Genomic DNA, 22855 nt, shown 5'->3' on the forward strand with positions numbered 1-22855 from the left:
CGTGAGCACTCTCGAACTCGACGTCGTGCTGACGAAGGACACCGTTCCGCTCGTATGGCACGACCCGTCGATCCAGGCCGACAAGTGCGTCGACACAGTTCCCGCGTGGCCGGGCGACAAGCAGTTCCCCTACGTGGGCAAGGACGTCCACGACCTGACCTACCGCCAGGTGCAGACGCTTGTCTGCGACAAGAAGCTGGTCGGCTTCCCCTCCGCCAAGCGAGTGATCGGCAACCGGATCGCGACGCTGCCGCAGGTCTTCGACCTCGCCTCCCGGTACCGCGGGAACAAGGTCCGGTTCAACATCGAGACCAAGATCGAAGCGGAGGAGCGGTCACGCAGCGCGAAGCCCGCCGTCTTCGTGTCGACGATTCTGCGCGAGGTCCGTCGCGCACACCTCGTCCGTCGAGTCGAGATCCAGAGCTTCGACTGGCGGAGCCTGCCGCTGGTCCGCGCGCAGGAGCCCTCGATCCCGCTGGTCGCCCTGTACGACGAGACGACATGGAAGCCCGGATCGCAGTGGCTCGGCTCGGTGCCGTACGGCCCGGATGTTGTCGCCGCCGCCGCTGCCGCCGGGTACGACGTCCTGTCCCCCGCGTTCAAGCTGGTCGACCCGGGCCTGGTCGCCAGGGCGCACGCCGCAGGTCTCAGAGTGATCCCCTGGACGGTCAATGAGGTCTCCGACATCCGCAAGCAACTCTCCTACGGCGTCGACGGCATCATCACCGACTACCCGACGCGCTTGCGCGGAGTCCTCGGGGACGAGGGATACCGACTGCCGAAGCCGGCCGTGCGGCGCTGACCTCGGCGCCCTCTCAAGGGCAGCCAGAGACGACGCGGTCGAGGACGAGCGAGCGGCGGGCGGGTTCGGCGTCCCCGATCACCGCGTCCCCGATCACTGCGGCCTCGGCCAGGGAGTCGAGAGCGGCGTCGAACCTCGATGCGTCGTCGGCGTGCAACGTGAACAGGGTCTGGCCCGCCCGCACTCGCTCTCCGATGCCCACGTGCCACTGAACACCCGCCGCGTACGACACCGCCTCCCCCGGACGCGAGCGACCCGCGCCGAGACGCCACGCCGCGTGGCCGACTGCGAGAGCGTCCAACGAGACGAGCACGCCGTCCGAGCCTGCACGGACCTCGTGGACGTGCCTCGGATCAGGCAGAGGCGCGTCGGGATCGCCTCCCTGTGCGGCGATCATCATCCGCCACTTGTCCATCGCGCGCCCGTTCTGCAGGTTCTCCGCCGGGTCCACGTCCCCCAGTCCACCCGCGTCGAGCATCTCCCTCGCGAGGGCGAGAGTCAGTTCCACGACGTCCGACGGTCCGCCTCCGGCCAGCACCTCGACCGACTCCGCCACTTCCACGGCGTTGCCCGCCGAGCGACCGAGCGGCGTCGACATGTCGGTGAGCAGAGCCCGGGTGTCGACCCCGGCGTCGGCTCCCAACGAGACCATCGCCCGAGCCAACTCCCGCGCGTCGTCGACGGACGGCAGAAATGCACCCGACCCCGACTTCACGTCCAGCACCAGGGCCCGCGTGCCTTCGGCGATCTTCTTGCTCATGATGCTGCTCGCGATCAGTGGAATGGACGCGACTGTCCCGGTGACGTCGCGCAGCGCGTACAGCTTTCGGTCGGCTGGAGCGAGGTCGGCGGTCGCCGCGCAGATCACGGCACCCACGTCGCGAAGTTGCGCCGTCATCTCGTCGACGCTCAACTCCGCCCGCCACCCGCGGATCGATTCGAGTTTGTCGAGCGTCCCACCGGTGTGGCCGAGTCCGCGGCCCGACAGTTGCGGAACCACGAGCCCGTACGACGCGACGAGTGGTGTCAGCGGCAGCGTGATCTTGTCTCCGACGCCGCCCGTCGAATGTTTGTCGACTGTCGGGAGGTCGCCGAGGTCGAGGCGGACGCCGGAGTCGATCATCGCGGCCGTCCAGTCCGCGGTCTCCCGTCGTCCCATGCCGTTGAGCACGATCGCCATCAGCAACGACGACATCTGCTCGGGTGCGACGTCACCCGCGGTGAAGGCCTCGATGATCTCCGCGATCTGGGCCGTCGAGAGCTCCCGGCCGTCACGCTTGACCTCGATGACGCCGATCGGGTCCATCACCGGCCCCGAACCGCGTCGAGGTGCGTCGGTCCGAACGCGTCCGGCAACAGCTCGCCGAGAGTCCGTGGACCCTCTGTTCCGTCGACGAGGAGCGACGGACCCCCGAACTCGAGGAGCACCTGTCTGCATCGCCCGCACGGCGTCAGCGGGGACCCGTGCGCGTCGACGACGGCGACAGCCGACAAAGCGCTTCCGGCGGGCCCGAGAACCCCCTGCGAAACACCGACTGAGACCAATGCCACCTCTGCGCAGACGCCGAGGCCGTATGAGACATTTTCCACATTGACTGAACTGATGATCTCGCCATCGAGAGTGATACCGGCCGCCCCGACCGGAAAGTGCGAGTAGGGAGCATAAGCCCTGGTCATCGCCGCGGTCGCGGCTCTGCGGAGCAGGTCGAACTCGATCTGGGTCACAATTCCCTCTTCCTGAACTCGCGGTAACAAAAGGTAAGGCATGCCTAATGAAATTGCGGGAGGCTGATCACATTGTTCGGGCAATTCACGATAGGCCTCAGCTTAGGTTTAAAGTCAGGTGCGATGGGTCCCGCCGCGACGTCTCGCGTCGCCCGAGGTCCTCCACAATTATCGACGACTTTGGAGGCGTAGTTCCGCGATGAGCACCCCCACGGAGGTTGCACCCGCACCGGTGCGCAAACGATCTCTCTACAGAGGTGACCCAGGAATGTGGTCGTGGGTGTTGCACCGCATCACCGGCGTCTCCATCTTCTTCTTCCTCTTCGTTCACGTTCTCGACACCGCGGTCATCCGCGTCGACGCGAACGCGTACACCGAGATCATCGAGACCTACAAGACGCCGCTCATCGGCCTCATGGAGATCGGCCTCGTGTTCTGCGTGCTGTACCACGCACTGAACGGCGTCCGGATCATCCTCGTCGACTTCTGGTCGAAGGGACCCAAGTACCAGCGTCAGATGCTCTGGGCGATCCTCAGCATCTTCGCGATCGTGTTCATTGCAGCCGCCGCGCGCATGCTGCAGATCCTGATCACCCACGCACTGTAGGACCGAGGAGAAGACACCATGACTGAAGTCAAGACACTCGGCACCGACTACGACCGCCCCGCCAGCCTGGACAACCCGCGCAGCCCGCGGGCCCGCAAGGGCGGCAACTTCGAGAAGTACGCGTGGATGTTCATGCGCTTCTCGGGCCTGGCGCTCATCATCCTCACGTTCGGCCACATGTTCATCATGCTGATGGTCGACGACGGCGTGCACCGCATCGATGCGGGCTTCGTCGCCGATCGCTGGAAGGAGCCCTTCTGGCAGATCTGGGACCTCTGCATGCTGTGGCTCGCCCAGCTGCACGGCGCGAACGGCGTCCGCACCGTCATCGCCGACTACTCGCGCAAGGACAGCACCCGCTTCTGGCTGAACGCGCTGCTCGGCCTGTCGATGCTGCTCGTGCTGATCCTCGGCACGTACGCGATCCTCACCTTCGGCAACGCCGGCTAAGGAGATTTGACTACCCATGCAGGAACATCGCTATGACGTCGTCATCATCGGTGCAGGTGGCGCAGGCATGCGCGCGGCCATCGAGGCCGCGCCCCGCGCACGCACCGCGGTGCTGACGAAGCTCTACCCGACTCGCAGCCACACCGGCGCGGCTCAGGGCGGCATGTGCGCCGCTCTCGCCAACGTCGAGGAGGACAACTGGGAGTGGCACACCTTCGACACGGTCAAGGGCGGCGACTACATCGTCGACCAGGACGCCGCCGAGATCATGGCCAAGGAGGCCATCGACGCGGTGCTCGACCTGGAGAAGATGGGCCTGCCGTTCAACCGCACCCCGGAAGGCCGCATCGACCAGCGTCGATTCGGCGGTCACACCCGTGACCACGGCAAGGCTCCGGTGCGTCGCGCCTGCTACGCGGCCGACCGCACCGGCCACATGATCCTTCAGACGCTGTACCAGAACTGCGTCAAGCACGACGTCGAGTTCTTCAACGAGTTCTACGCACTCGACATCAACATGACGACCGACGAGAACGGCGAGCCCGTCGCCAACGGCGTCGTCGCCTACGAACTGTCGACCGGCGAGATCCACGTCTTCCACGCGAAGTCGATCGTGTTCGCGACCGGCGGCTCGGGTCGCATGTACAAGACGACGTCGAATGCCCACACCCTCACCGGTGACGGCATGGGCATCGTGTTCCGCAAGGGCCTTCCCCTGGAGGACATGGAGTTCCACCAGTTCCACCCGACAGGTCTCGCAGGCCTCGGCATCCTCATCTCGGAGGCTGTGCGCGGCGAGGGCGGCATCCTGCGCAACGCCGACGGCGAGCGCTTCATGGAGCGCTACGCCCCCACCATCAAGGACCTCGCACCGCGCGACATCGTCGCCCGCTCGATGGTTCTCGAGGTGCTCGAAGGCCGCGGCGCCGGTCCGAACAAGGACTACGTGTACATCGACGTCCGCCACCTCGGCGAGGACGTGCTCAACGAGAAGCTGCCGGACATCACCGAGTTCTCGCGCACCTACCTCGGTGTGGACCCGGTGACCGAACTGGTCCCGGTCTACCCGACCTGTCACTACGTGATGGGCGGCATCCCGACCACCATCACCGGCCAGGTGCTCAGCAACAACGAGCAGGTCGTCCACGGCCTGTTCGCCGCAGGCGAGTGCGCCTGCGTGTCGGTGCACGGCGCCAACCGCCTCGGCACCAACTCGCTGCTCGACATCAACGTCTTCGGTCGTCGTGCGGGCATCGCCGCCGCCGAGTACGCGAACTCTGCCGAGTTCACCGAACTCGAAGAGGCTCCGACCGCGATGGTCGACGAGTGGCTGGAAGGCCTGCTCTCCGAGCACGGCAACGAGCGTGTCGCCGACATCCGCACCGAACTGCAGCAGCTCATGGACAACAACGCCTCGGTGTTCCGTACCGACGAGACGCTGACGAACGCCCTGAACGGCGTCCGCGAGCTCAAGGAGCGGTACAACCACATCCGCGTCCACGACAAGGGTCGTCGCTTCAACACCGACCTGCTCGAGGCCGTCGAGCTGGGCTTCCTGCTCGAGATGGCCGAGGTGACCGTCGCAGGTGCACTGAACCGCAAGGAGTCGCGCGGCGGACACGCACGCGAGGACTACCCGGATCGTGACGACGCGAACTACATGGTCCACACCATGGCGTACAAGAAGGGCAAGGGCCTGCTCGCCGACATCGAGCTCGACTACAAGCCCGTCGTCCAGACCCGCTACGAGCCGATGGAGCGTAAGTACTGATGACTGCCACTTTGGAGAATCCAGCAACGAGCGAGCCCGCACTGCCCCCGGTTCCGGCCGAGGCGACCATGGTCACGCTCAAGATCTTCCGGTTCAACCCGGAGGATCCCGACGCGCAGGGCTTCGAGAGCTTCCGCGTGCCGGCACTGCCGACCGACCGGCTGCTCAACCTGCTCCTTTATGTGAAGGGCTACCTCGACGGCTCGCTGACGTTCCGCCGCTCGTGCGCGCACGGCGTCTGCGGCAGTGACGCGATGCGCATCAACGGCGTGAACCGTCTCGCCTGCAAGCTCCTCATGAAGGATCTGCTGCCCAAGGACTCGTCGAAGGAGATCACCATCTCCATCGAGCCGATCAAGGGCCTTCCGGTGGAGAAGGACCTGGTCGTCAACATGGAGCCGTTCTTCGACGCGTTCCGTGCGATCAAGCCGTTCCTGATCACCTCGGGCAACGAGCCGACCGCGGAACGCCTGCAGAGCCAGGCCGACCGCGCCCGCTTCGACGACACCACCAAGTGCATCCTGTGTGCGTGCTGCACCACGAGCTGCCCGGTGTTCTGGAACGAGGGCTCGTACTTCGGTCCGGCCGCGATCGTGAACGCTCACCGCTTCATCTTCGACAGCCGTGACGAGGCGGCCGCCGAGCGTCTCGACATCCTGAACGACGTCGACGGTGTGTGGCGCTGCCGCACCACCTTCAACTGCACCGACGCGTGCCCCCGCGGCATCCAGGTGACGCAGGCGATCCAGGAAGTCAAGCGCGCACTGATGTTCTCGCGCTAGTTTCTCGCAGACCTTTCTCTGCAGCCCCGGAAGGGCCCCGACCACCAGGTCGGGGCCCATTTCCGTTTCCCTCGAGCGACCGCTTCCCTACTGCTTCCTTGAGCGCCGAGCGTCATCCGAACCATCGCTTTTCCGGCACCCGAGGCGGCATTTCGATGTGACGCACCGTACGCTCAGGCGGTCATGATCTCCCGCATCTCACGTGTGGGCGCGGCACTCGCCGTCGCCGCCGCCGCAGTCCTGTCCACCCCCGTCTGCGTCTCCCATGCCGACCCGGTGGCCGGAGTCGACGGTTACGTTCCTGCGCCCACGCCGGACACCGACGACTGCCCGCATCGAGTTCACACTCCCCCGGCGATCGACGAGTCGGAAGTGGTCCAGCCCGGCCAGACCACACCCACCCCGCTGCCGGTGCCCACGCCGGCCGTCGGCGGCGCGAAGCTGGCAGGGTGCGGCGTGGTGGCCGACCCGAAGGCCGGAGACGTCCCCGCGAACCTCACGAGTGCAGGATGGCTCATCGCCGACCTCGACACCGGGGCCGTCATCGCGGCGAAGGACCCGCACGGCCGCTACCGTCCGGCGTCCACCATCAAGACCCTGCTCGCCCTGACCGCGTTGAAGGAGCTCAAGCTCGACACCGTCGTCACCGGTACCACGGACGACTACGGAGTCGAAGGCGATTCGTGCGGCATCGGCCCCGGCGGCACGTACACCGTCCGCGAGCTGCTGACCGGACTGCTCATGGTGTCCGGCAACGACTGCGCCAATGCACTCGCGCGAGAGCTCGGCGGTCGCGAACAGGCACTCGGGAAGATGAACGCCGAAGCGAAGGCCATCGGCGCCGTCGACACACGTGCGGCCAGCCCGTCCGGTCTGGATGCACCCGGCATGTCGACGTCGCCTTTCGACCTGGCGTTGATCTTCCGCGAAGCGATGCGCAACGCCGACTTCCGGCACATGATCTCGTTGACCGAATTCAAGTTCCCCGGTTTCCCCGCTCTGAAGGACGTTCCGGGCGACAACGCCCATCCGGGGTACATGATGGCGACGTCGAACGCTCTGCTCCGCGACGGGTATCCCGGCATGCTCGGCGGCAAGACTGGTTTCACCGATGACGCGCTGAAGACGTTCGTCGCGGGCGTCGAGCGGGACGGCAAGCGCCTGGTGATCGTTCAGATGGCGGGCCTGACCGTTGCAGGCGACACATACGTTCAGCAAGCGCAGCGCATGATCGACTACGGGTTTGCCGCACCCGCCGGAACCAGTGTGGGTTCGCTTGCCCACAGCGGAGACAACGCTCACTCGCCCTTCTCTCCGGCGCCCGAACTTGTGGCGGCAGCATCCGACGAACCGTCCCATATCGGTCGCAACACGCTGATCGTGGTCGCCATCGTGCTGGCAGCAGCGGCCGTCGCAGGCGGCGCTGTGCTGCGGAAACGTGCCGCAGACTCCGGCACGGACTGACTGACGGCCCGGCGTCTCCGAGCCGCCGGACACCTGTTTTGTGCCAAACCATTCGATCGATCGATCGGTTCGTGCCTTCTCCCACAATGGCGGGCCATCGACCCGTTATCCCAGTGTTACGTTTCACAGACGTGTTGCGGCAGTGTTGCCACTCACTCTCCTCCCATTTCCACACGTCATCCGTTGAACGGAGCCCCGATGACTCACGCCCCTACGCGCCACCGCCTGGTGTCGCTCGCTGCCGCCGCCGCTGTTGCCGGCGCCGGACTGACCGCCGCCATCGCCGCGCCCACCCAGGGCACCGCTGACGCTGCGGCCTGTGTCAATGAGCACTCGGTCAAGAAGACGCTGATCGTCAACTACGGCCTCACCAAGTCAGTCCCCGAGACGGTCGGCCAGGGCCAGCCGATCACCTACTCGCTCTCGGTGACCACCGACAGCATCGGCAACCCCTACGTCCAGGGCGTGTGGGACATCCCGCCGAAGGAACTGCAGAGCGTGAAGCCCACCGTCAAGATCAAGGCGTTCACGCTGATCGGCGGCATCCTGGGTGGCGGAGGCGCATTCGGCAAGCTGATCAACGAAGAGACCGTTCCGCCTGCCGAGGTGATCAAGGACGGCACCAGTTGGAAGATCAGCCATACCGGTTGGGCGGTCTTCTCGGGCCAGTCGTTCACGGCTGAGTTCACCTACAAGCCGCCGGCCAGTTACACGGCGGGCAAGCAGATCACCAGTGGTGGCGCAGCGTTCAAGGCGACCCCCGCACCGCCGCTCGGCTACCTCGAACTCGGCCAGCTGACCGCGTGCACCACGGTCCGCGCTCCCAACGCAGGTGAAGCAGTTCTCGGCAGCCTCGACTCGGCGGGCCTCGGCTCCGCTGAAGGGCAGCTGTCGAGCACCGGTTCGCTCGTCGACATCATCCCCGGTCTGATCGGCGGCATCGGTGGCGGCGACAAGAAGGAAGAACCGAAGAAGTAGCCTTCAGCCAACAAACGAGCCCGTCCCACTTCCGTGGGACGGGCTCGTTTGTTGTTGTGGTGTCTCTCGTCAGCGACGGCGACGCGACGCGATGGCGCCGATCGCTGCTCCAATGCCTGCCGCAGTCAAGATCTCTCGGGTTCGAGGAGCACTCGGAGCTTCGTAGACCGGGGCGAGGTACACCGGCCCCTTGTCCGGCTCGCCCTCGCCCTCCACCTCGTCCGCAGTGAGGAGGTCGGCGTGCTTCGGGTCCGACGCCGACCAGGCGGCACCGTACAGAACGATCCGGGACGCGAGATAGGCGAACACCATTACACCCAGGATCGGGCCGAAGGCCGCGCCTGCGGGACTGCTCAGGACCGACGACAGGTAGACGGCGCCCAACGACTTCAGCGCCTCGAAGGCGATTGCGATCGCGAGCGCCGACACCGCCACCGCCCGAACCGGGATCGTCTGCAACGGCATCTGCGACAGGACGACGATGAACAGCAACCACGTCGCGAGGACAGACACCACGATGGACGTGAGCCGCAACAGGACACGGCCCCACTGGGTGTCGTCGATGCCGAGGAACTCGAGGACGGCGTCGCCGAGCGGTCCGGTAGTGAAGACTGTCAGTGCGATGGTCAGGACGAACAGCAGTCCCATTCCCACGAACATTCCGAGGTCGTACACCTTGCCGAGAACGGCATTGCGCTTACGACGTCCACCCCACATCTCACTCAGGGCATTGCGGACCAGCGCCATCCAGCCGAGGCCGGTGAACGCCGCACTGACCAGACCCACCACGCCGACCGTGCGGCGCGAGGCGATCGCGGAGTCGATGACGTCGTTGAGCTGTTTGCCGAGCTCGCCCGGAACCTTGCGAAGCACCGCGTCGGTGATGTCGTCGATCACCTCGGGTTGTCGCGCGAGCACGAACGCGGCGATCGCGAACGAGACCATCAGGACCGGCACCAGCGACAGAATGCCGATGAAGCTGATCGCGGCGGCGTATGCGTTGCCGCGGCGAGCCGTGTAATGGTCGAGCATGCCCATCACGTGGGCTAACAGCGGCCACCTCGCCTTCAGACGTTCCAGCAGGGCGGGCAGGTCGGCGACGAGCGCTTTGATCCGGTCCACACGTTCCTTCGGGTCGGTCAGCCCCGCGGAACGAAGCCGATCTTGTCGTACACGTCAGCGAGAGTCCCGGCGGCGATCTCACGAGCTCGTGCCGAGCCGTCCGCAAGAATCGAGTCGAGATGTGCCGGGTCTGCCAGGATCTCGTCGACCTTGCCGCGCAGCGGCGAGACGAAGTCTGTGAGGATCTCGGCTGTCTCCACCTTCAGGTCACCGTAACCCTTGCCGTCGTACGACGAGACGATCTCGTCGATGCCACGCCCGGTGAGCGCCGACTGAATGGTGAGAAGGTTCGAGACGCCAGGCTTGTTCTCCCTGTCGAATGCGATGACGCGGTCGTTGTCGGTGACAGCCGACCGGATCTTCTTGGCCGACCGCTTCGGGTCGTCGAGGAGATTGATCAACCCGGCATCGGAGTCGGCCGACTTGCTCATCTTGGCCGTCGGGTTCTGGAGGTCGTAGATCTTCGCGAACTCCTGCACGATGTGCGCCTTCGGGACCGTCAGCGCCTTGCCGAAGCGCTTGTTGAAGCGCTGAGCGAGATCACGTGTCAGTTCAAGATGCTGCCGCTGGTCCTCGCCGACCGGAACTTCGTCGACCTGGAACGCGAGAATGTCGGCGGCCATCAGGATCGGATAGGTGAACAGCCCGACACTCGCCGCGTCCTGGCCCGCCTTGGCGGACTTGTCCTTGAACTGCGTCATCCGACTGGCCTCGCCGAAGCCGGTGATGCAGGTCAGGATCCACGACAACTGTGTGATCTCGGGGACGTGCGACTGCACGTAGATCGTGGCGCGCTCCGGGTCGACGCCGACGGCCAACAGCTGTGCGACGCTGCGACGGGTCCGCTCCCTGAGTTCTTTGGGGTCGTGCTGCACGGTGATCGCGTGCATGTCCGGGATGAAGTAATACGCGTCGAAGTCGTTCTGGAGGTCGACCCACTGCTTGACCGCGCCGAGGTAGTTTCCGAGGTGGAACGAATCGCTTGTCGGCTGGATACCGGACAGGACGCGACGACGCGGTGCAGGTGCGGGGTTGGTCATGCTCACGATTGTTTCAGACGCGCTCAAGCCGATTTCCGATGCGTGACAGCCGACGCGTGTTCTGTGCCCGATCCTCTCCCCGACAACGGATCTGGGCCGCGCGGACGTTAGATTCCGGACATGACTCGGAGATTCACAGCCATGTCCCGCACCACGACCGTGATCGCCTCGGCGACTCTGATCGGCGCGGGCCTCACCGGTGTCGCCGCCCAGACAGCGGGTGTCGCGAACGCAGCGGGTTGCGAGGCGTCGAGCCGTGCCACGAAGGACGCAGGTCTGGGGGTGACGCACACCTACGCCAAATCCGTCACCCAGACGGCCGGAGCGGGCGCCAAAGTCACCTACACGATCGACGTGGGCACCACCGGTATCGGAAACCCGTACGTCCAGAGCGTCACCGACATCCCGCCGAAGGGGTTCGCGAAGCCGACTGCCGAGGCGACCGTGTATCACGTCGTCGGCGGACGCAAGACCGAGAAGGTTCCGGTGACCGCGGCGGGTTCGGGCTGGCAGGTCTCCACGACCGGATGGTTCGTGAACGCCAGCAATCCCGCGACCGTCAAGTTCACGTACCCAATGCCCACGTTCAGTGTTCCCGGACTGTCCGTGACCAGCGGCGGCGCCGAAGTCACCGGAACTGTTGGCGTCAGCAACAAACTTCCCGGCCTCACCGCATGCTTCCTGACCCGCCCGATCTCCCCCGGAGAGGCGATCGGCAGTGTCGGCGACGACCTGTCGAGCAGCGGCTCAACCGAACAGATCATCGAGAGCACCATCTCGAGCGTGATCAAGGGCATCATGGGCGGCATCGGCGGAGGTCTCGGCAGCTAGGCCACCGGCCCCTGCTCGTTGAGCGACGCAGTAACCCTCTGCTCGCTGAGCGACGCAGTAACCCTCTGCTCGTTGAGCGACGCAGCGACCCTCTGCTCGTTGAGCGAGCGAAGCGAGTCGAAGCGTGTCGCGACGTACGCGCACGACCAGGAACAGGCGGCCTCGGGTGCAGTCGCTTCGACTCGCTTCGCTCGCTCAACGAGCAAGGAGAGTCGCGCTCGCCCGACGAGCAGGAAGGCGCGGCGAGGAGGGGTCAGAGGAAGGTCGCGGTGACGGGGGCGTGGTCGGACCAGCGACGGTCGTAGGCGTCCGCGCGGTGGACATGGGTGCTCTGCAGCCGGGCGGCGAGTGCAGGCGTGGCGAGGTGGTAGTCGATGCGCCATCCGGAGTCGTTGTCGAACGCCTTGCCACGCCACGACCACCAGGCGTAGGGGCCGTCGACGTCCCCGTGATGGATGCGGGCGACGTCGGCCCAGCCGCTGGTGATGCGTGCACCGACCCATTCGCGCTCGTGCGGGAGGAATCCGGAGTTCTTCCGGTTGCCCTTCCAGTTCTTGATGTCGCGTTCGGTGTGCGCGATGTTCCAGTCGCCCGCAACGACCACCTGCCCGTCTGCGCCCACGAGCTTGTCCAGGTATGGACCGAACTCGTTGAGGAAGCGAACCTTCTCTTCGTACTTCTCGACGTCCTTCGGGTCGTCGGTGAGCGCTGCACCCGACGGGAGATACAAGCTGGCGACGGTGACCGTCGACCCGCCGAGGTCCACATCGGCCTCGAGGTATCGCCCGGACGTGTCGAACTCGTCGCTGCCGAATCCGATGCGCACAGCTGACGGCTCGGCTCTCGTCAGCACTCCGACACCGGACCTGCCTTTGACGTCCGATTCGGTCATCGTGAGGAACCACCCGTCGTCGAGAGCGGGCGCCAGCGCCTTGCGCGTGATGGCCTCGGACGCGCGGATCTCCTGCATCAGCACAACGTCGGGTGCGTGGTCGGCGAGCCACGGCAACATTCCCGGGTTGTTCTCGTTCCGCTGTTTGACGCTGGCGCGGATCCCGTTGACGTTGATGGTGGTGATGGCGAAGGGAGTGGTCACGTCCGAGACTCTATCGGCGAGGTCCGACAGCGTCGCGGCGGGCGGAGACCACCGCGATCACCAGCACCACGAGGCCCGCGACGCCGAACGCCGCGCCGACCAACGACGGCGCCCGGTAGCCGTATCCGGCCGCCACGACAACACCGCCGATCCACGCGCCCAAGGCGTTCGCCACGTTGAGCGCGGAGTGGTTGAGCGCGGCGGCGATCGTCTGTGCGTCGTGTGAGACGTCCATCAGACGTGTCTGCAGGCCGGGGATCGCGCTCGAGCCGGTCATACCGACGCCGAACGCGACGACCACGGCCGGCCATCCAGTACTGACGGTCGCCGCGAACAGAAGCAGCGTGACGGCAGCGCCCGCCAGACCGATCCCGATCGCGATGTCTCCATATCGATCGGCGAGGCGGCCGCCGACGATGTTGCCGGTCACCATGCCGAGCCCGAACAACATCAAGGCGATCGGCACGGCCGATTCACCGAGGCCGCCGATCGAGGTCAAAGCCGAGTTGAGGAAGGTGTAGAACGCGAAGAAGCCACCGAAACCAATCATGCCGACGAACAGAGTCAGCCAGATCTGCGTGCTCCGCAGTCCGGCGAGCTCGGTGCGTGGGTCGGTGGTCGTCATGTCGGTGAGGCTCGGAAGCACCCGCCACAGCGAGGCCACAGTCACCACGCCGATCACGACGACAAGGCCGAGCGCTGCCCGCCATCCGAAGTGCTGGCCGATGAACGTGGCGACCGGGACACCCGCGACATTGGCGACGGACAGACCCAACATCACCTGGCCCACCGCGCGTGCGCGTCGACCCGGGCCTGCCACGTGCGCCGCCACCAGCGCCGCGACGCCGAAGTACGCGCCGTGAGGCAGCCCGGCGACGAACCGCGCCGCCATCAACATGCCGAACGACGGGGCGATCAGGCTCAGCGCGTTGCCCGCGGTGAACGCGACCATCAAGGCGATCAGCAGAGTCCGACGCGACACTCGCGCGGCGAGCACCGCGATCACCGGGGCCCCGACCACCACACCGAGCGCATAGGCAGAGATGACGTAGCTCGCGGTCGACTCGGTGATCGTCAGATCGCCTGCGATGTTGGGAAGCAATCCCATCGCCACGAACTCGGTGGTGCCGATGCCGAATCCGCCGAGAGCGAGGACAAGGATGATCCACGTCAGGTGGGGGCGAGGGGCGGACGGCTCGTCGACGACGGATCTAGTCTCGGTGTTCACTACGGATTCGCGCACAGTGCAATAACGCGCCGACATCGTCCACTCATCCACTCGGCGCGGTGACACTTGTCACGAAGTGCTGTGCGCTGGGACTATTCTCCTCAGATGCCCAACGCACTCGCCCGATGGTGGGCCGGTGTCGACGCCGGCGACCTCCGGGACCGGCTCACCGACGTCAACGACGGCATCATCGCCCTGGCCGGCACCGGTCTGGGTCTGGCAGGCGCGAAGATCAGCGGGGCCACATCGTTCGCGGTGCTGGTGATCACGACCCTGATGGGCGCGTTCGCGGTGTTCGGCGTCCAGCTGTGCGAGGCCCTGTCACATCGGGAGGCTCAGCAGTCGACTGTCGCGCGAGAGCAGCGACTGCTGGAGCTGACGCCGGACGAGGAGATGGCCGAGCTCACCGAGTGGTTCGAGCGGAAGGGCGTCACCCCTGAGACGTCGAAGCAGGTGGCCCAGGAGCTCTGGGACGCCGACGCACTGTCGGCCCAGCTCGAGATCGAGTACGGGATCCGCGAACTGACAACGCAGTCGGACGCGTGGCGGGAGGCGATCACGGCCGGTCTGGCATTCCTTGTCGGTGCGACGCTCCCGGTTCTGGCGATGGTGATGGTGCCGCTCCCCTGGCGCAGCGAGTCGACGATCATCGCTGCGCTCGCATCACTCGTGGTCACCTCAGTGATCATCGCTCGACGCGGCTATGCGAACGCGACGAGGACCGCCCTGCGATCGTTGATGATCGGCGGGACGGCCCTCGCGCTCGGTTACCTGTTGGGCGATTGGATGATGTGATCAGCCGCCGATCGGAAGGGTGATCGTTCCCTTGCGGGCGTCGGCGGTGCCCGGAGCGAGCTCCACGCTCACCGACGGCGCCGTGGTCGGCGCCTGGTCGAGGAGCACCGAGTTCCCGGGCGCATTCGAACCCATCAGCCCCGTCGGGTCGAGGGCGATGTAGAGCAGCTTGCGGCTGTCGATCATCGGCACCGTCGTCTCCACGTGGAGGAGCTTCGTGCTGGGGATCAGCGCGTCGTCGACGGACGGGTTGTCGGTCATTCCGATCCCGAGGTCGACGCCGACGGTGAGGTCGTTCTTGGTTCCCCAGTTCCGTTCCACCTGAACGCCGACCGCGCCTGCGACGACTGCCTCGACACCGACGGACAGGTTGCCGCTCGACGAGTCCGGTGCGCCGCCGATGAGCGGACGCATCTGCGCAATGGTGACACCGGGCACAAGATCGAGCGGGGCGCGATTGTCGACGTAGTCGGCCGCATCGCCGAAGATGTTCGTCTGTCCGGTCAGTGCATGTTCCGCTCGGGCCAGCAGCGAGGTGGACGACGGCAACGGAGTGACGCAGTCGTCGGTGGCGCCCTGCTGCTCGCACTTCAGGCCGCCCCACTTGGCCTTGTCGGTCGGGTCGTGGTTCATCCGGCCCGGGTAGTAGCCGTGCTTGAGGAAGTAGCCGAGGAACGAGTCGGCGGCACCCACCGGATCGAACAGCGGATCGGGGACGTCGCAGATTCCATCGCCCTCGGTGCAGACCTGCTTGACCGGGATGTCGCCGAATCCGCCGTCACGCGGTCCCGACATCGTCAGCCCCGGAATGAATCCGATGAGCGCGTTCTCGACGCCGGTGCTGTTCGGACGGCCGACCCGGCGGGGATCGGAGTACAGCTCGCCCGACAGGCCTGCACGCGAGATCCGTGCACCCTTCTGGCGGCCGTTCGCCACATCGGACAGAACGTCGCCTGCGACGCGGGCGCCCTGCGAGTAGCCCGACACGACGACCGGCTTGCCCGGGCAGCGCTGCTGATACGAAGCGATCGCCGACTGCGTGGCCGCCTTGCCGAGCGCGACGTCATCGTCGTAGCTGATGGGTCCGAGTGGCCACAGCGACGTCGGATAGTCGACGTACTGAACCTTGTAGCCGCTGTCGAGGTACCTGGCGCCGACACCGGTGACGCCGCCGGTCGGAATGCCGTGCCCGTTGCGCGGCGCGTTCGTTCCGGCGACGACGATGGCGGCCCCATTGCCACAGGTGTCGGCGGCCGCCGTTCCGGTTCCGAGCGGCGCAACGGCGACAGCTGCGGTGAACGACAAGAAGAGAAGAGGGAGGGAGCGCGTCTTGGTCACCAGGAGATTCTCAGGTAGCTCGGAGGATTCCGCTCAGCGAGAATTCACTCCTGGCACAGAGTTGCCGGAACCGACACCCGGCGACATCCGCCCGTCACGAGTTCGTTGCATCGCGTTTCCCGAACGACACGAAGAAAGGATTGCCTTACCTTTGTAAATGTCGGATCGTTCGACGGAGACGCCCTGTCGCAAGGGTGGGTATGAGGTGCGTCACCCGCACGTCCCCGTGGCACAGAAATGCACTCGCCGTGACCGTGAACACCACGCCGCAGCGACACCTGAGCGCCCGTCGAACGGTGCACAAATGCCCGATAACACAGGGCGGTCGCCGAGCGGAAGACTTTTGCTCCGATGGGTTGCGGCTGTACCCGCCCCTGATGGTCGGTGATATATCCTGTGCAACAGGTCATGAGCATCAGCGACAAGCCCCGGCTCGCTGATCGGCAACCCTCCTCCGCGGTGGGGTGCTCCGGGTGATGACCTGGTCGCGGCGGACTTCGTGTTCGCCCGCGGCAAGCGCGGGTCCGACGGTCGGACCCACAAGAGCGGGCCACGGCCCGGCCGACCACGAGAAAGTGAATGACGTCCCATGTCTGACGCCACAAGCTGGAGTTTCGAGACCAACCAGATCCACGCCGGTCAGGTGGTCGACTCGACCACGAACGCCCGGGCGTTGCCGATTTACCAGACGACGTCGTACGTCTTCAACAACACCGACCACGCCGCGAATCTCTTCGCGCTGGCCGAGCCCGGCAACATCTACACGCGCATCATGAACCCGACCCAGGACGCCGTCGAGCAGCGCCTCGCCGCCCTCGGTGGAGGCGTCGCCGCGCTTCTCGTCTCGTCGGGCCAGGCCGCGACGACCTACGCGATCCAGAACATCGTCGAGAACGGCGGCCACGTCGTCTCGAGTCCCCGCATCTACGGCGGCACGTACAACCTGTTCCACTACACGCTGCCCAAGTTCGGCATCGAGGTCTCGTTCGTCGAGGACCCCGACGACCTGGAGTCGTGGAAGGCCGCCATCAAGCCGAACACGCGCGCCGTGTTCGCCGAGACCATCTCGAACCCGCACAACCAGGTCCTCGACATCGCGGGTGTCGCAGGCGTCGCGCACGACAACGGTCTGCCGCTGATCGTCGACAACACCGTCGCCACCCCGTACCTGCTGAACCCGATCGAGCACGGCGCCGACATCGTCGTCCACTCCGCCACCAAGTACATCGGCGGACACGGCAGCGCCATCGGCGGCGTCATCATCGACGGCGGCAAGTTCGACTGGCGCGTTCAGCGTGACGGCGTGGACCTGTTCCCCGGCTTCACCACACCCGACCACAGCTACGGCGGTGTTGTGATCGCCGACCTCGGCGCCCCCGCGTACGCCCTCAAGGCGCGCATTCAGCTGCTCCGCGACACCGGTTCGGCCATCGCGCCGTTCAACGCGTTCCTCCTGGCCCAGGGCATCGAGACCCTGAGCCTCCGCGTGGAGCGTCACGTGTCCAACGCTCAGAAGGTCGCCGAGTTCCTCGAGGCTCACGACCAGGTCACCTCGGTCTCGTACGCGGGCCTGCCGTCGTCTCCGTACTACGAGCGCGCACAGGAACTCCTCCCCAAGGGCGCCGGCGCCGTGATCGGCTTCGAGATCGCCGGCGGCGTGGATGCAGGCAAGGCGTTCGTGAACGCATTGACCCTGCACAGCCATGTCGCCAACATCGGCGACGTCCGCTCGCTCGTGATCCACCCCGCGTCGACCACCCACAGCCAGCTGTCTCCCGAGGAGCAGCTCGCCGCAGGCGTCACGCCGGGCCTGGTCCGTCTCGCCGTCGGCATCGAGGGAATCGACGACATCCTCGCCGACCTGACTGAAGGGTTCAAGGCCGCCAAGTGATTTCAGTGAATGTGGAGGGCGCCCGGTGTCGGTGATCGTCGACCCGGCCGCCACGGCTTTCGACTCCGACTGGGCTTCCCGCCCAGACGGGTCGGACGTCGCCGTGCGCATCGGCGACCTGACCCTCGATTCGGGGGCCGGGCTCGCTGATGTCACGGTCACATTCCAGAAGTGGGGCACGCCCAACGCGGCCGGTGACAACATAGTGCTGGCTCTGCACGCCCTCACCGGCAACTCGCATGTCACCGGTCCCGCCGACGCGCGGTTCTCGATGACGGGCTGGTGGGACGGGCTGATCGGGCCGGGCTGCGCGATCGACACCGACGAATGGTGCGTCGTCGCCCCGAACGCGATCGGCGGATGCTACGGCTCCACCGGTCCGGGTTCCGTCGCGCCCGACGGCCAGGCGTGGGGCTCCCGCTTCCCGCTGCTGACGGTCCGCGACCTGGTCCGCGCCGAGAACATCGCATTCAGCGCTGTCGGGATCACCCGGTTCGCCGTCGTCGCGGGCGGATCCATGGGCGGCGCCCGTGCCCTCGAGTGGACCGTCACGCACGACGACAAGGTCGACGCCGCGCTCATTCTCGCCGTCGGCGCACGCGCTTCAGCTGATCAGATCGGCACCCAGACAACCCAGATCGCGGCCATCAAGGGCGACGCGGACTGGCAGGGCGGCGACTACTACGGCACTGACCGTGCCCCGACGACAGGCATGGGCGTCGCCCGCCGGGTCGCGCATCTGTCGTACCGCAGCGACCGCGAACTCGACGAACGGTTCGAGAACCTCCCGCAGGGCGACGAGGACCCGCTGACGGGCGGCCGCTACGCGGTCGCCAGTTACCTCGAGTACCAGTCGGAGAAGTTGAAGGCCCGGTTTGATCCGGGCAGTTACGTCGCGCTGTCGGAGGTACTGAACAACCACGACGTCGGGCGTGGACGCGGTGGCGTCAAGGCCGCGCTCAACGCCTGCACGGTGCCCACCGTCGTCGGCGGCATCGACTCCGATCGTCTGTACCCGCTGTACCAGCAGGAAGAACTGGCGGCCGAGCTCGGCAACTGTGTCGGTGGACTCCGCGTGGTCCATTCCAACGCGGGCCACGACGGCTTTCTCACCGAGAAGGAACCCATCGGCGACCTCCTTCGCGACACCGTCGCTCTCGCCCGCGACCAGCGCCGCTGAGTTCTGCCCGCTCGTCCCCTACGCGTCGACGAGCCGTTGCCCTTCCTGCTCGTTGAGCCGGGGAGGAGCGCAGCGACGAGCCGTGTCGAAGCGCGCCGAGCCCAGTCAGGCAGTTCCGAGGGAGTCGATCGAGGTGGCGAGCCACAGGACTGCGGCGCCGAGGGCCGCCATGGCGGCGACGTCGAACGGGCGACTGCGGACCTGCAGCAGTCCGATCCGGACGGTCGGCAGGATCGCGCGGAAAGTGGCACCGACGAGAAGCGCCGATCCGAAGACGAACGCGCCGCGTCGCCAACGGTCCATCAGCACGAGGATCGCGGCCACCACGACGATCGCGAGCACCACGTAGAACGGGATGTTCGCGATCACCTGGTGGATGCGTCGTGCCTTGCGGATCGCGTCGACGCGCTCGTCGCGGTCGGACATCAGGCTTCCGCGGCCGCCAACTGCTGCTCGGCACGCTCTACGACGTTGGCGAGCAGGAAAGCGCGGGTCAGCGGCCCGACGCCACCCGGGTTCGGGGACACTGCGCCCGCGACGTCCCAGACGTCGGGGGCCACGTCGCCCTGAAGGCCAGCGTCGGTGCGGCTGACGCCCACGTCGACGACGGCTGCACCGGGCTTGACCATGTCGGCGGTGATGAGGTGTGCAACACCGGCGGCCGCGACGATGATGTCGGCGCGCCGGGTCTCGGCGGCGAGGTCCTTCGTGCCGGTGTGGCACAGGGTGACGGTCGCGTTCTCGCTGCGACGGGTCAGCAGCAGGCCGATCGGCCGTCCGATCGTCACGCCGCGGCCGACGACCGTCACGTGCGCGCCGTCGAGCGGGATGTCATAGCGACGCAGGAGGTGGATGACGCCGCGCGGGGTGCACGGGAGCGTCGACTCCTTGCCGAGGACGAGGCGACCGAGGTTGATCGGGTGGAGACCGTCCGCGTCCTTCTCCGGCGCGATGCGCTCGAGGGCGGCGTTCTCGTCGAGATGCTTGGGCAGCGGCAGCTGGACGATGTACCCGGTGCACGCGGGGTCGGCGTTCAGTTCGTCGATGGCCGCGTTGAGCTGCTCCTGCGTGATGTCGGCCGGCAGATCCTTACGGATCGACGAGATGCCGACCTTCGCGCAGTCGGAGTGCTTGCCCTTCACATACGACTGCGAGCCGGGATCGTCGCCGACCAGCACCGTGCCCAGTCCGGGCGTGATGCCCGCAGCACGCAGTGTGTCCACTCGTGCCTTCAGGTCAGTGAAGATCTCGTCTCGGGTGAGCTTGCCGTCCAGTCGAATCGCCGTCACAGTGATCCATTGTTCCACTGACGGCGATTCGACGGGTCAGGCGGCTGCCATCTGCGACCGCGCGACGGCGAGGAACTCCTCGACGGTCACGTAGAAGCCGGTGGCGTCGTCGATCTGGAACCAGACGGTCTGCGCCGGATCCAGGTCGTTCGTGTTGGTGTTGATGCTGGTCATGTCAATGGTGTTGGTACGCATGGTTATGCCTCCTGGCATGGGTGATTGGCAGCGAACAAATCGCTGCGCGCAAATGTCGTGGGTCACTCGCTCGCAGATGGAGCAGCTCTTCCCGCGTGTCGATCGAAGTCGAAACAGAGGACTCGTCGGTTCGTCGGCGCCCTTTATCGGCGCGCGAACCCAGACCCTGAGATCCTCGGGAGATTCGCAACTGTGTCGGCGGACCGTGAGAGGGTCGACGCCTGCGTGTTGCGGACGAATCATCATCGCACACTCGTTCGCCCTGCGTCAACCCGCATTGCGAACTCCCCCAGTTCCCGCGACACTTTCAGTTCCCGCTCTTCGTCCCGCCGAGGAGCGGGAACGAGAACTGCCGCGGGAACGTCGGACGGCGACGCATAGACTGACCTGCGTGTTCCGCATCGTGTACTTCCAGCCCTGCATCCCCCCGAATACGGGCAACGCGATCCGGATCGCGGCCAACACGGGGTGTGAGCTGCATCTGATCGAGCCGCTGGGCTTCACGATGACAGACACGCAGGTCAAGCGCGCGGGCCTCGACTACCACGAGATGGCGAACGTGACCGTTCACAAGAACCTCGACGCCGCTTGGGACGTCCTCCAGCCCGAGCGGGTGTTCGCGTACACCGCCCATGCGTCCAAGTTCCACACCGACGTCGACTACCACTCCGGCGACGTCCTCCTGTTCGGCCCCGAACCGACCGGGCTGCCCGACGAGGTCCTGGGCGACCCGCATGTCACCGAGCAGTTGCGGATCCCCATGCTCGCGGGACGCCGCTCGATGAATCTCGCGAACGCAACGAGCGTCGCCCTCTACGAGGCGTGGCGGCAGAACGGGTTCGACGGCGCCGTTTAGACCGACCAGTCGACCTGTGCGGCGAGCGCCATGAGCTTGCGCCTCCTGGTCGGCGAGCCAGTCGACACCCACCCGATCCGGCCGTAGACGTATCCCCGGAAGTCTCCTCGCCCTTCTCTGTTCTGCGACTCTCCTCCGTCCCGGACCGCGTTGTGCAGCAACGCCTTCAGTGCGTCGAAGTCGGTACGCCGCGCACGCGGGCCCGCGTTGACGACGAGTCCGGCCAACTGTTGGCGTTGGTGATCGCCCATCACGCGGAGCTTGTCGGGATGCACGCGGAAGCCTTCGTCGTGCACGATCGACGAGACGACCCACGTCACCAGCTTCGGGTCGATGTCGTCGCCGGAGAGCGCCAGGTCGTCGCCGTACCGCGTGTACGTGAGTCTGTTCTTCTCAGCGAAGCCCGCGATGCGGATGTCCATGCGCCGCAGGATCAGGTTCAACAGCGCAGGCGACGTCGGCGCGCCTTGGGGCAGGTGACGTTCCCGCAGCAATGCGGCATGGAACGGGTCCAGCTGTGCAGCGTCATCGATCGCGCATGTCGTCGTGCAGAGTGCGGCGAGATACTCGCAGACGCCCGGCGTGTATCCGATCGCCGTGAACACCGCTTTCACTCGTCGGTAGTTCGCATGCTCGAAGCAGTGCTTCAGATCGATTCGGACCACCGTGTCGTGCAGCGAATGTGGACCGGCGAACGAGACGGCTGAACGCCCGCGGACGAATCCGTGGGCCGCCGGATGCGGCGGCACCGCGGCGAGGACGTCGTCGAGGATGCGACGCTGCGCCGTCGCGAGTCGTTCCTTCGGCGCCTCGATGATCCGGAATCCACCGTGTGCCTTGGGTATTCGCCACACTCGATAGTGCCGCAGCCGCTCTGGAAGTCGTTTCGAGCGCCGTCCGCGAGCGGCGAACCAGTCGAGTTCGGGCAACGACATGTTCTGCCACGCGGCCAACGCCTCGACATCGGCGATCCGCTTCACGTCGAAGACCGGCGTCGACACGTCCGGGTCGGCGACAAACCTGAACGGACCGTCGCACATCGCATCGATCAGTTCTCTGATCGCCTCGCGTGGATCAGCCGGCGGGGCGGGGAACGCCTCGAGGATCGCGCGGGCCACCTCCTCCGCGTCGGCGGGTGACACCACCCGCATCAGCAGATCGGTCAGTTCGGGTCGCGTCCACTCCGGACCGAGATCGCTGCCGCGGACACGCATGAGCCGCTGCGCGACAGCGCCCGCCATCATCGCGGTCTCACGCGCGGTGAAGCGCCGCGGGCGCGACAGTCCGGCCCCCAAGGTCTCCCCTTCCACCAACGAGGCAGGCGACGCGACCTGGACTTGTCGTCCTCGGCGCGCAGTGAAGCACACGAAGTGTGCCGACCTGCGTGCGACGCGGTGCCGTGCAGTGCATGAACC

Annotated in this window: 23 protein-coding genes and 1 riboswitch; of the genes, 12 read left to right on the forward strand and 11 right to left on the reverse strand. The window is 66.3% G+C overall.

Annotation, left to right across the window (positions count from 1 at the left end; all coding sequences use genetic code 11):
- Window positions 1-802, forward strand: an 802-nt coding sequence (locus GM1_RS16960) for a glycerophosphodiester phosphodiesterase family protein (RefSeq protein ID WP_040520531.1), incomplete at its 5' end; no start/stop codon positions are given.
- 13 nt (window positions 803-815) lie between these two features.
- Here the strand turns inward: GM1_RS16960 and GM1_RS16965 are convergent.
- Window positions 816-2108 carry a thymidine phosphorylase gene (locus GM1_RS16965; RefSeq protein WP_008380866.1) on the reverse strand — a complete coding sequence of 431 codons (1293 nt, stop codon included), beginning with the start codon at window positions 2106-2108 and terminating at the stop codon, window positions 816-818.
- Window positions 2108-2530 carry a cytidine deaminase gene (locus GM1_RS16970; RefSeq protein ID WP_040520545.1) on the reverse strand — a complete coding sequence of 141 codons (423 nt, stop codon included), beginning with the start codon at window positions 2528-2530 and terminating at the stop codon, window positions 2108-2110. Before GM1_RS16970 ends, GM1_RS16965 begins: the two co-directional genes overlap by 1 nt.
- A 196-nt stretch (window positions 2531-2726) precedes the next feature.
- Here GM1_RS16970 and sdhC point away from each other — a divergent pair, with 196 nt between their 5' ends.
- The 6 genes from sdhC (at window position 2727) to GM1_RS17000 (ending at window position 8579) form a co-directional block, all read left to right on the forward strand.
- On the forward strand, window positions 2727-3134 hold the full coding sequence (gene sdhC, locus GM1_RS16975; protein ID WP_075051939.1) for a succinate dehydrogenase, cytochrome b556 subunit: 408 nt from the start codon (window positions 2727-2729) through the stop codon (window positions 3132-3134).
- A gap of 18 nt (window positions 3135-3152) precedes the next feature.
- Window positions 3153-3584 carry a succinate dehydrogenase hydrophobic membrane anchor subunit gene (locus GM1_RS16980; protein ID WP_008380871.1) on the forward strand — a complete coding sequence of 144 codons (432 nt, stop codon included), beginning with the start codon at window positions 3153-3155 and terminating at the stop codon, window positions 3582-3584.
- Window positions 3585-3600: 16 nt separating this feature from the next.
- The gene (sdhA, locus tag GM1_RS16985) at window positions 3601-5355 is read left to right on the forward strand and encodes a succinate dehydrogenase flavoprotein subunit (protein ID WP_008380873.1); all 1755 of its coding nucleotides are present in this window, start codon (window positions 3601-3603) and stop codon (window positions 5353-5355) included.
- Window positions 5355-6137, forward strand: coding sequence for a succinate dehydrogenase iron-sulfur subunit (locus tag GM1_RS16990; RefSeq protein WP_008380874.1), 783 nt, complete (start codon window positions 5355-5357; stop codon window positions 6135-6137). The genes sdhA and GM1_RS16990 overlap by 1 nt, the downstream gene beginning before the upstream one ends.
- Window positions 6138-6320: 183 nt before the next feature.
- Complete coding sequence (locus GM1_RS16995; RefSeq protein ID WP_008380875.1) at window positions 6321-7601, forward strand: D-alanyl-D-alanine carboxypeptidase family protein; 1281 nt, start codon at window positions 6321-6323, stop codon at window positions 7599-7601.
- Window positions 7602-7799: 198 nt separating this feature from the next.
- Window positions 7800-8579: a hypothetical protein gene (locus GM1_RS17000; protein WP_008380877.1), complete on the forward strand. Its 780-nt coding sequence runs from the start codon at window positions 7800-7802 to the stop codon at window positions 8577-8579.
- 69 nt (window positions 8580-8648) lie between these two features.
- Here the strand turns inward: GM1_RS17000 and GM1_RS17005 are convergent, their stop codons facing one another.
- Window positions 8649-9701: a YhjD/YihY/BrkB family envelope integrity protein gene (locus tag GM1_RS17005; protein ID WP_008380878.1), complete on the reverse strand. Its 1053-nt coding sequence runs from the start codon at window positions 9699-9701 to the stop codon at window positions 8649-8651.
- A 17-nt stretch (window positions 9702-9718) separates the two neighbouring features.
- A complete protein-coding gene (gene trpS, locus GM1_RS17010) occupies window positions 9719-10741 on the reverse strand; it encodes a tryptophan--tRNA ligase (protein ID WP_008380879.1) in 1023 nt (340 codons plus the stop codon).
- Window positions 10742-10861: 120 nt separating this feature from the next.
- On the opposite strand from trpS, the gene GM1_RS17015 reads away from it, so the two are divergent.
- Window positions 10862-11572: a hypothetical protein gene (locus tag GM1_RS17015; protein WP_244874781.1), complete on the forward strand. Its 711-nt coding sequence runs from the start codon at window positions 10862-10864 to the stop codon at window positions 11570-11572.
- A 253-nt stretch (window positions 11573-11825) separates the two neighbouring features.
- Here the strand turns inward: GM1_RS17015 and GM1_RS17025 are convergent, their stop codons facing one another.
- Window positions 11826-12668, reverse strand: coding sequence for an exodeoxyribonuclease III (locus GM1_RS17025; RefSeq protein ID WP_008380885.1), 843 nt, complete (start codon window positions 12666-12668; stop codon window positions 11826-11828).
- A 10-nt stretch (window positions 12669-12678) separates the two neighbouring features.
- The gene (locus tag GM1_RS17030) at window positions 12679-13896 is read right to left on the reverse strand and encodes an MFS transporter (RefSeq protein WP_008380887.1); all 1218 of its coding nucleotides are present in this window, start codon (window positions 13894-13896) and stop codon (window positions 12679-12681) included.
- A gap of 105 nt (window positions 13897-14001) precedes the next feature.
- Between GM1_RS17030 and GM1_RS17035 the strand changes: the two genes are divergently transcribed.
- Complete coding sequence (locus GM1_RS17035; RefSeq protein WP_157436142.1) at window positions 14002-14691, forward strand: VIT1/CCC1 transporter family protein; 690 nt, start codon at window positions 14002-14004, stop codon at window positions 14689-14691.
- Here the strand turns inward: GM1_RS17035 and GM1_RS17040 are convergent, their stop codons facing one another.
- Window positions 14692-16029 carry a PE-PPE domain-containing protein gene (locus GM1_RS17040; RefSeq protein ID WP_008380890.1) on the reverse strand — a complete coding sequence of 446 codons (1338 nt, stop codon included), beginning with the start codon at window positions 16027-16029 and terminating at the stop codon, window positions 14692-14694.
- Between the two features lie 404 nt (window positions 16030-16433).
- Window positions 16434-16554: riboswitch (SAM riboswitch) on the forward strand.
- Window positions 16555-16618: 64 nt separating this feature from the next.
- On the opposite strand from GM1_RS17040, the gene GM1_RS17045 reads away from it, so the two are divergent.
- Together GM1_RS17045 and metX are read left to right on the forward strand one after the other, a co-directional pair.
- Complete coding sequence (locus GM1_RS17045; protein ID WP_008380892.1) at window positions 16619-17920, forward strand: bifunctional o-acetylhomoserine/o-acetylserine sulfhydrylase; 1302 nt, start codon at window positions 16619-16621, stop codon at window positions 17918-17920.
- 25 nt (window positions 17921-17945) lie between these two features.
- Entirely contained in the window at window positions 17946-19100 is a 1155-nt protein-coding gene (gene metX, locus GM1_RS17050; RefSeq protein WP_008380894.1) for a homoserine O-acetyltransferase MetX, read from the forward strand.
- A 105-nt stretch (window positions 19101-19205) separates the two neighbouring features.
- Here the strand turns inward: metX and GM1_RS17055 are convergent, their stop codons facing one another.
- The 3 genes from GM1_RS17055 to GM1_RS22455 are packed head-to-tail and all read right to left on the reverse strand — an operon-like array spanning window position 19206 to window position 20584.
- Window positions 19206-19526, reverse strand: coding sequence for a DUF3017 domain-containing protein (locus GM1_RS17055; RefSeq protein WP_008380896.1), 321 nt, complete (start codon window positions 19524-19526; stop codon window positions 19206-19208).
- Window positions 19526-20389 carry a bifunctional methylenetetrahydrofolate dehydrogenase/methenyltetrahydrofolate cyclohydrolase gene (locus GM1_RS17060; protein WP_040520547.1) on the reverse strand — a complete coding sequence of 288 codons (864 nt, stop codon included), beginning with the start codon at window positions 20387-20389 and terminating at the stop codon, window positions 19526-19528. The genes GM1_RS17055 and GM1_RS17060 overlap by 1 nt, the downstream gene beginning before the upstream one ends.
- 36 nt (window positions 20390-20425) lie before the next feature.
- Window positions 20426-20584, reverse strand: a complete 159-nt coding sequence (locus GM1_RS22455; RefSeq protein ID WP_008380899.1) for a hypothetical protein — start codon at window positions 20582-20584, stop codon at window positions 20426-20428.
- Window positions 20585-20975: 391 nt separating this feature from the next.
- Here GM1_RS22455 and GM1_RS17065 point away from each other — a divergent pair, with 391 nt between their 5' ends.
- The gene (locus GM1_RS17065; protein ID WP_008380900.1) at window positions 20976-21440 is read left to right on the forward strand and encodes a tRNA (cytidine(34)-2'-O)-methyltransferase; all 465 of its coding nucleotides are present in this window, start codon (window positions 20976-20978) and stop codon (window positions 21438-21440) included.
- Here GM1_RS17065 and GM1_RS17070 read toward each other — a convergent pair.
- Window positions 21437-22735, reverse strand: coding sequence for a reverse transcriptase family protein (locus GM1_RS17070; RefSeq protein WP_008380902.1), 1299 nt, complete (start codon window positions 22733-22735; stop codon window positions 21437-21439). The two genes, GM1_RS17065 and GM1_RS17070, sit on opposite strands and share 4 nt — an antisense overlap.
- Window positions 22736-22855 lie beyond the last annotated feature (120 nt).

This window comes from Gordonia malaquae NBRC 108250, from assembly GCF_000344135.1.
GTDB classification, from domain to species: Bacteria; Actinomycetota; Actinomycetes; order Mycobacteriales; family Mycobacteriaceae; genus Gordonia; species Gordonia malaquae.

Excerpts from the sequence above, each read along its gene's own strand:
- GM1_RS17000 (WP_008380877.1), top strand. The coding sequence starts at position 7,800 with ATGACTCACGCCCCTACGCGCCACCGCCTGGTGTCGCTCGCTGCCGCC.
- GM1_RS17045 (WP_008380892.1), top strand. The coding sequence starts at position 16,619 with ATGTCTGACGCCACAAGCTGGAGTTTCGAGACCAACCAGATCCACGCC.
- trpS (WP_008380879.1), bottom strand. The coding sequence starts at position 10,741 with ATGACCAACCCCGCACCTGCACCGCGTCGTCGCGTCCTGTCCGGTATC.
- GM1_RS22455 (WP_008380899.1), bottom strand. The coding sequence starts at position 20,584 with ATGCGTACCAACACCATTGACATGACCAGCATCAACACCAACACGAAC.
- sdhA (WP_008380873.1), top strand. The coding sequence starts at position 3,601 with ATGCAGGAACATCGCTATGACGTCGTCATCATCGGTGCAGGTGGCGCA.
- GM1_RS16995 (WP_008380875.1), top strand. The coding sequence starts at position 6,321 with ATGATCTCCCGCATCTCACGTGTGGGCGCGGCACTCGCCGTCGCCGCC.
- GM1_RS17035 (WP_157436142.1), top strand. The coding sequence starts at position 14,002 with ATGCCCAACGCACTCGCCCGATGGTGGGCCGGTGTCGACGCCGGCGAC.
- GM1_RS16980 (WP_008380871.1), top strand. The coding sequence starts at position 3,153 with ATGACTGAAGTCAAGACACTCGGCACCGACTACGACCGCCCCGCCAGC.
- GM1_RS17055 (WP_008380896.1), bottom strand. The coding sequence starts at position 19,526 with ATGTCCGACCGCGACGAGCGCGTCGACGCGATCCGCAAGGCACGACGC.
- sdhC (WP_075051939.1), top strand. The coding sequence starts at position 2,727 with ATGAGCACCCCCACGGAGGTTGCACCCGCACCGGTGCGCAAACGATCT.
- GM1_RS16965 (WP_008380866.1), bottom strand. The coding sequence starts at position 2,108 with ATGGACCCGATCGGCGTCATCGAGGTCAAGCGTGACGGCCGGGAGCTC.
- GM1_RS17015 (WP_244874781.1), top strand. The coding sequence starts at position 10,862 with ATGACTCGGAGATTCACAGCCATGTCCCGCACCACGACCGTGATCGCC.
- GM1_RS16990 (WP_008380874.1), top strand. The coding sequence starts at position 5,355 with ATGACTGCCACTTTGGAGAATCCAGCAACGAGCGAGCCCGCACTGCCC.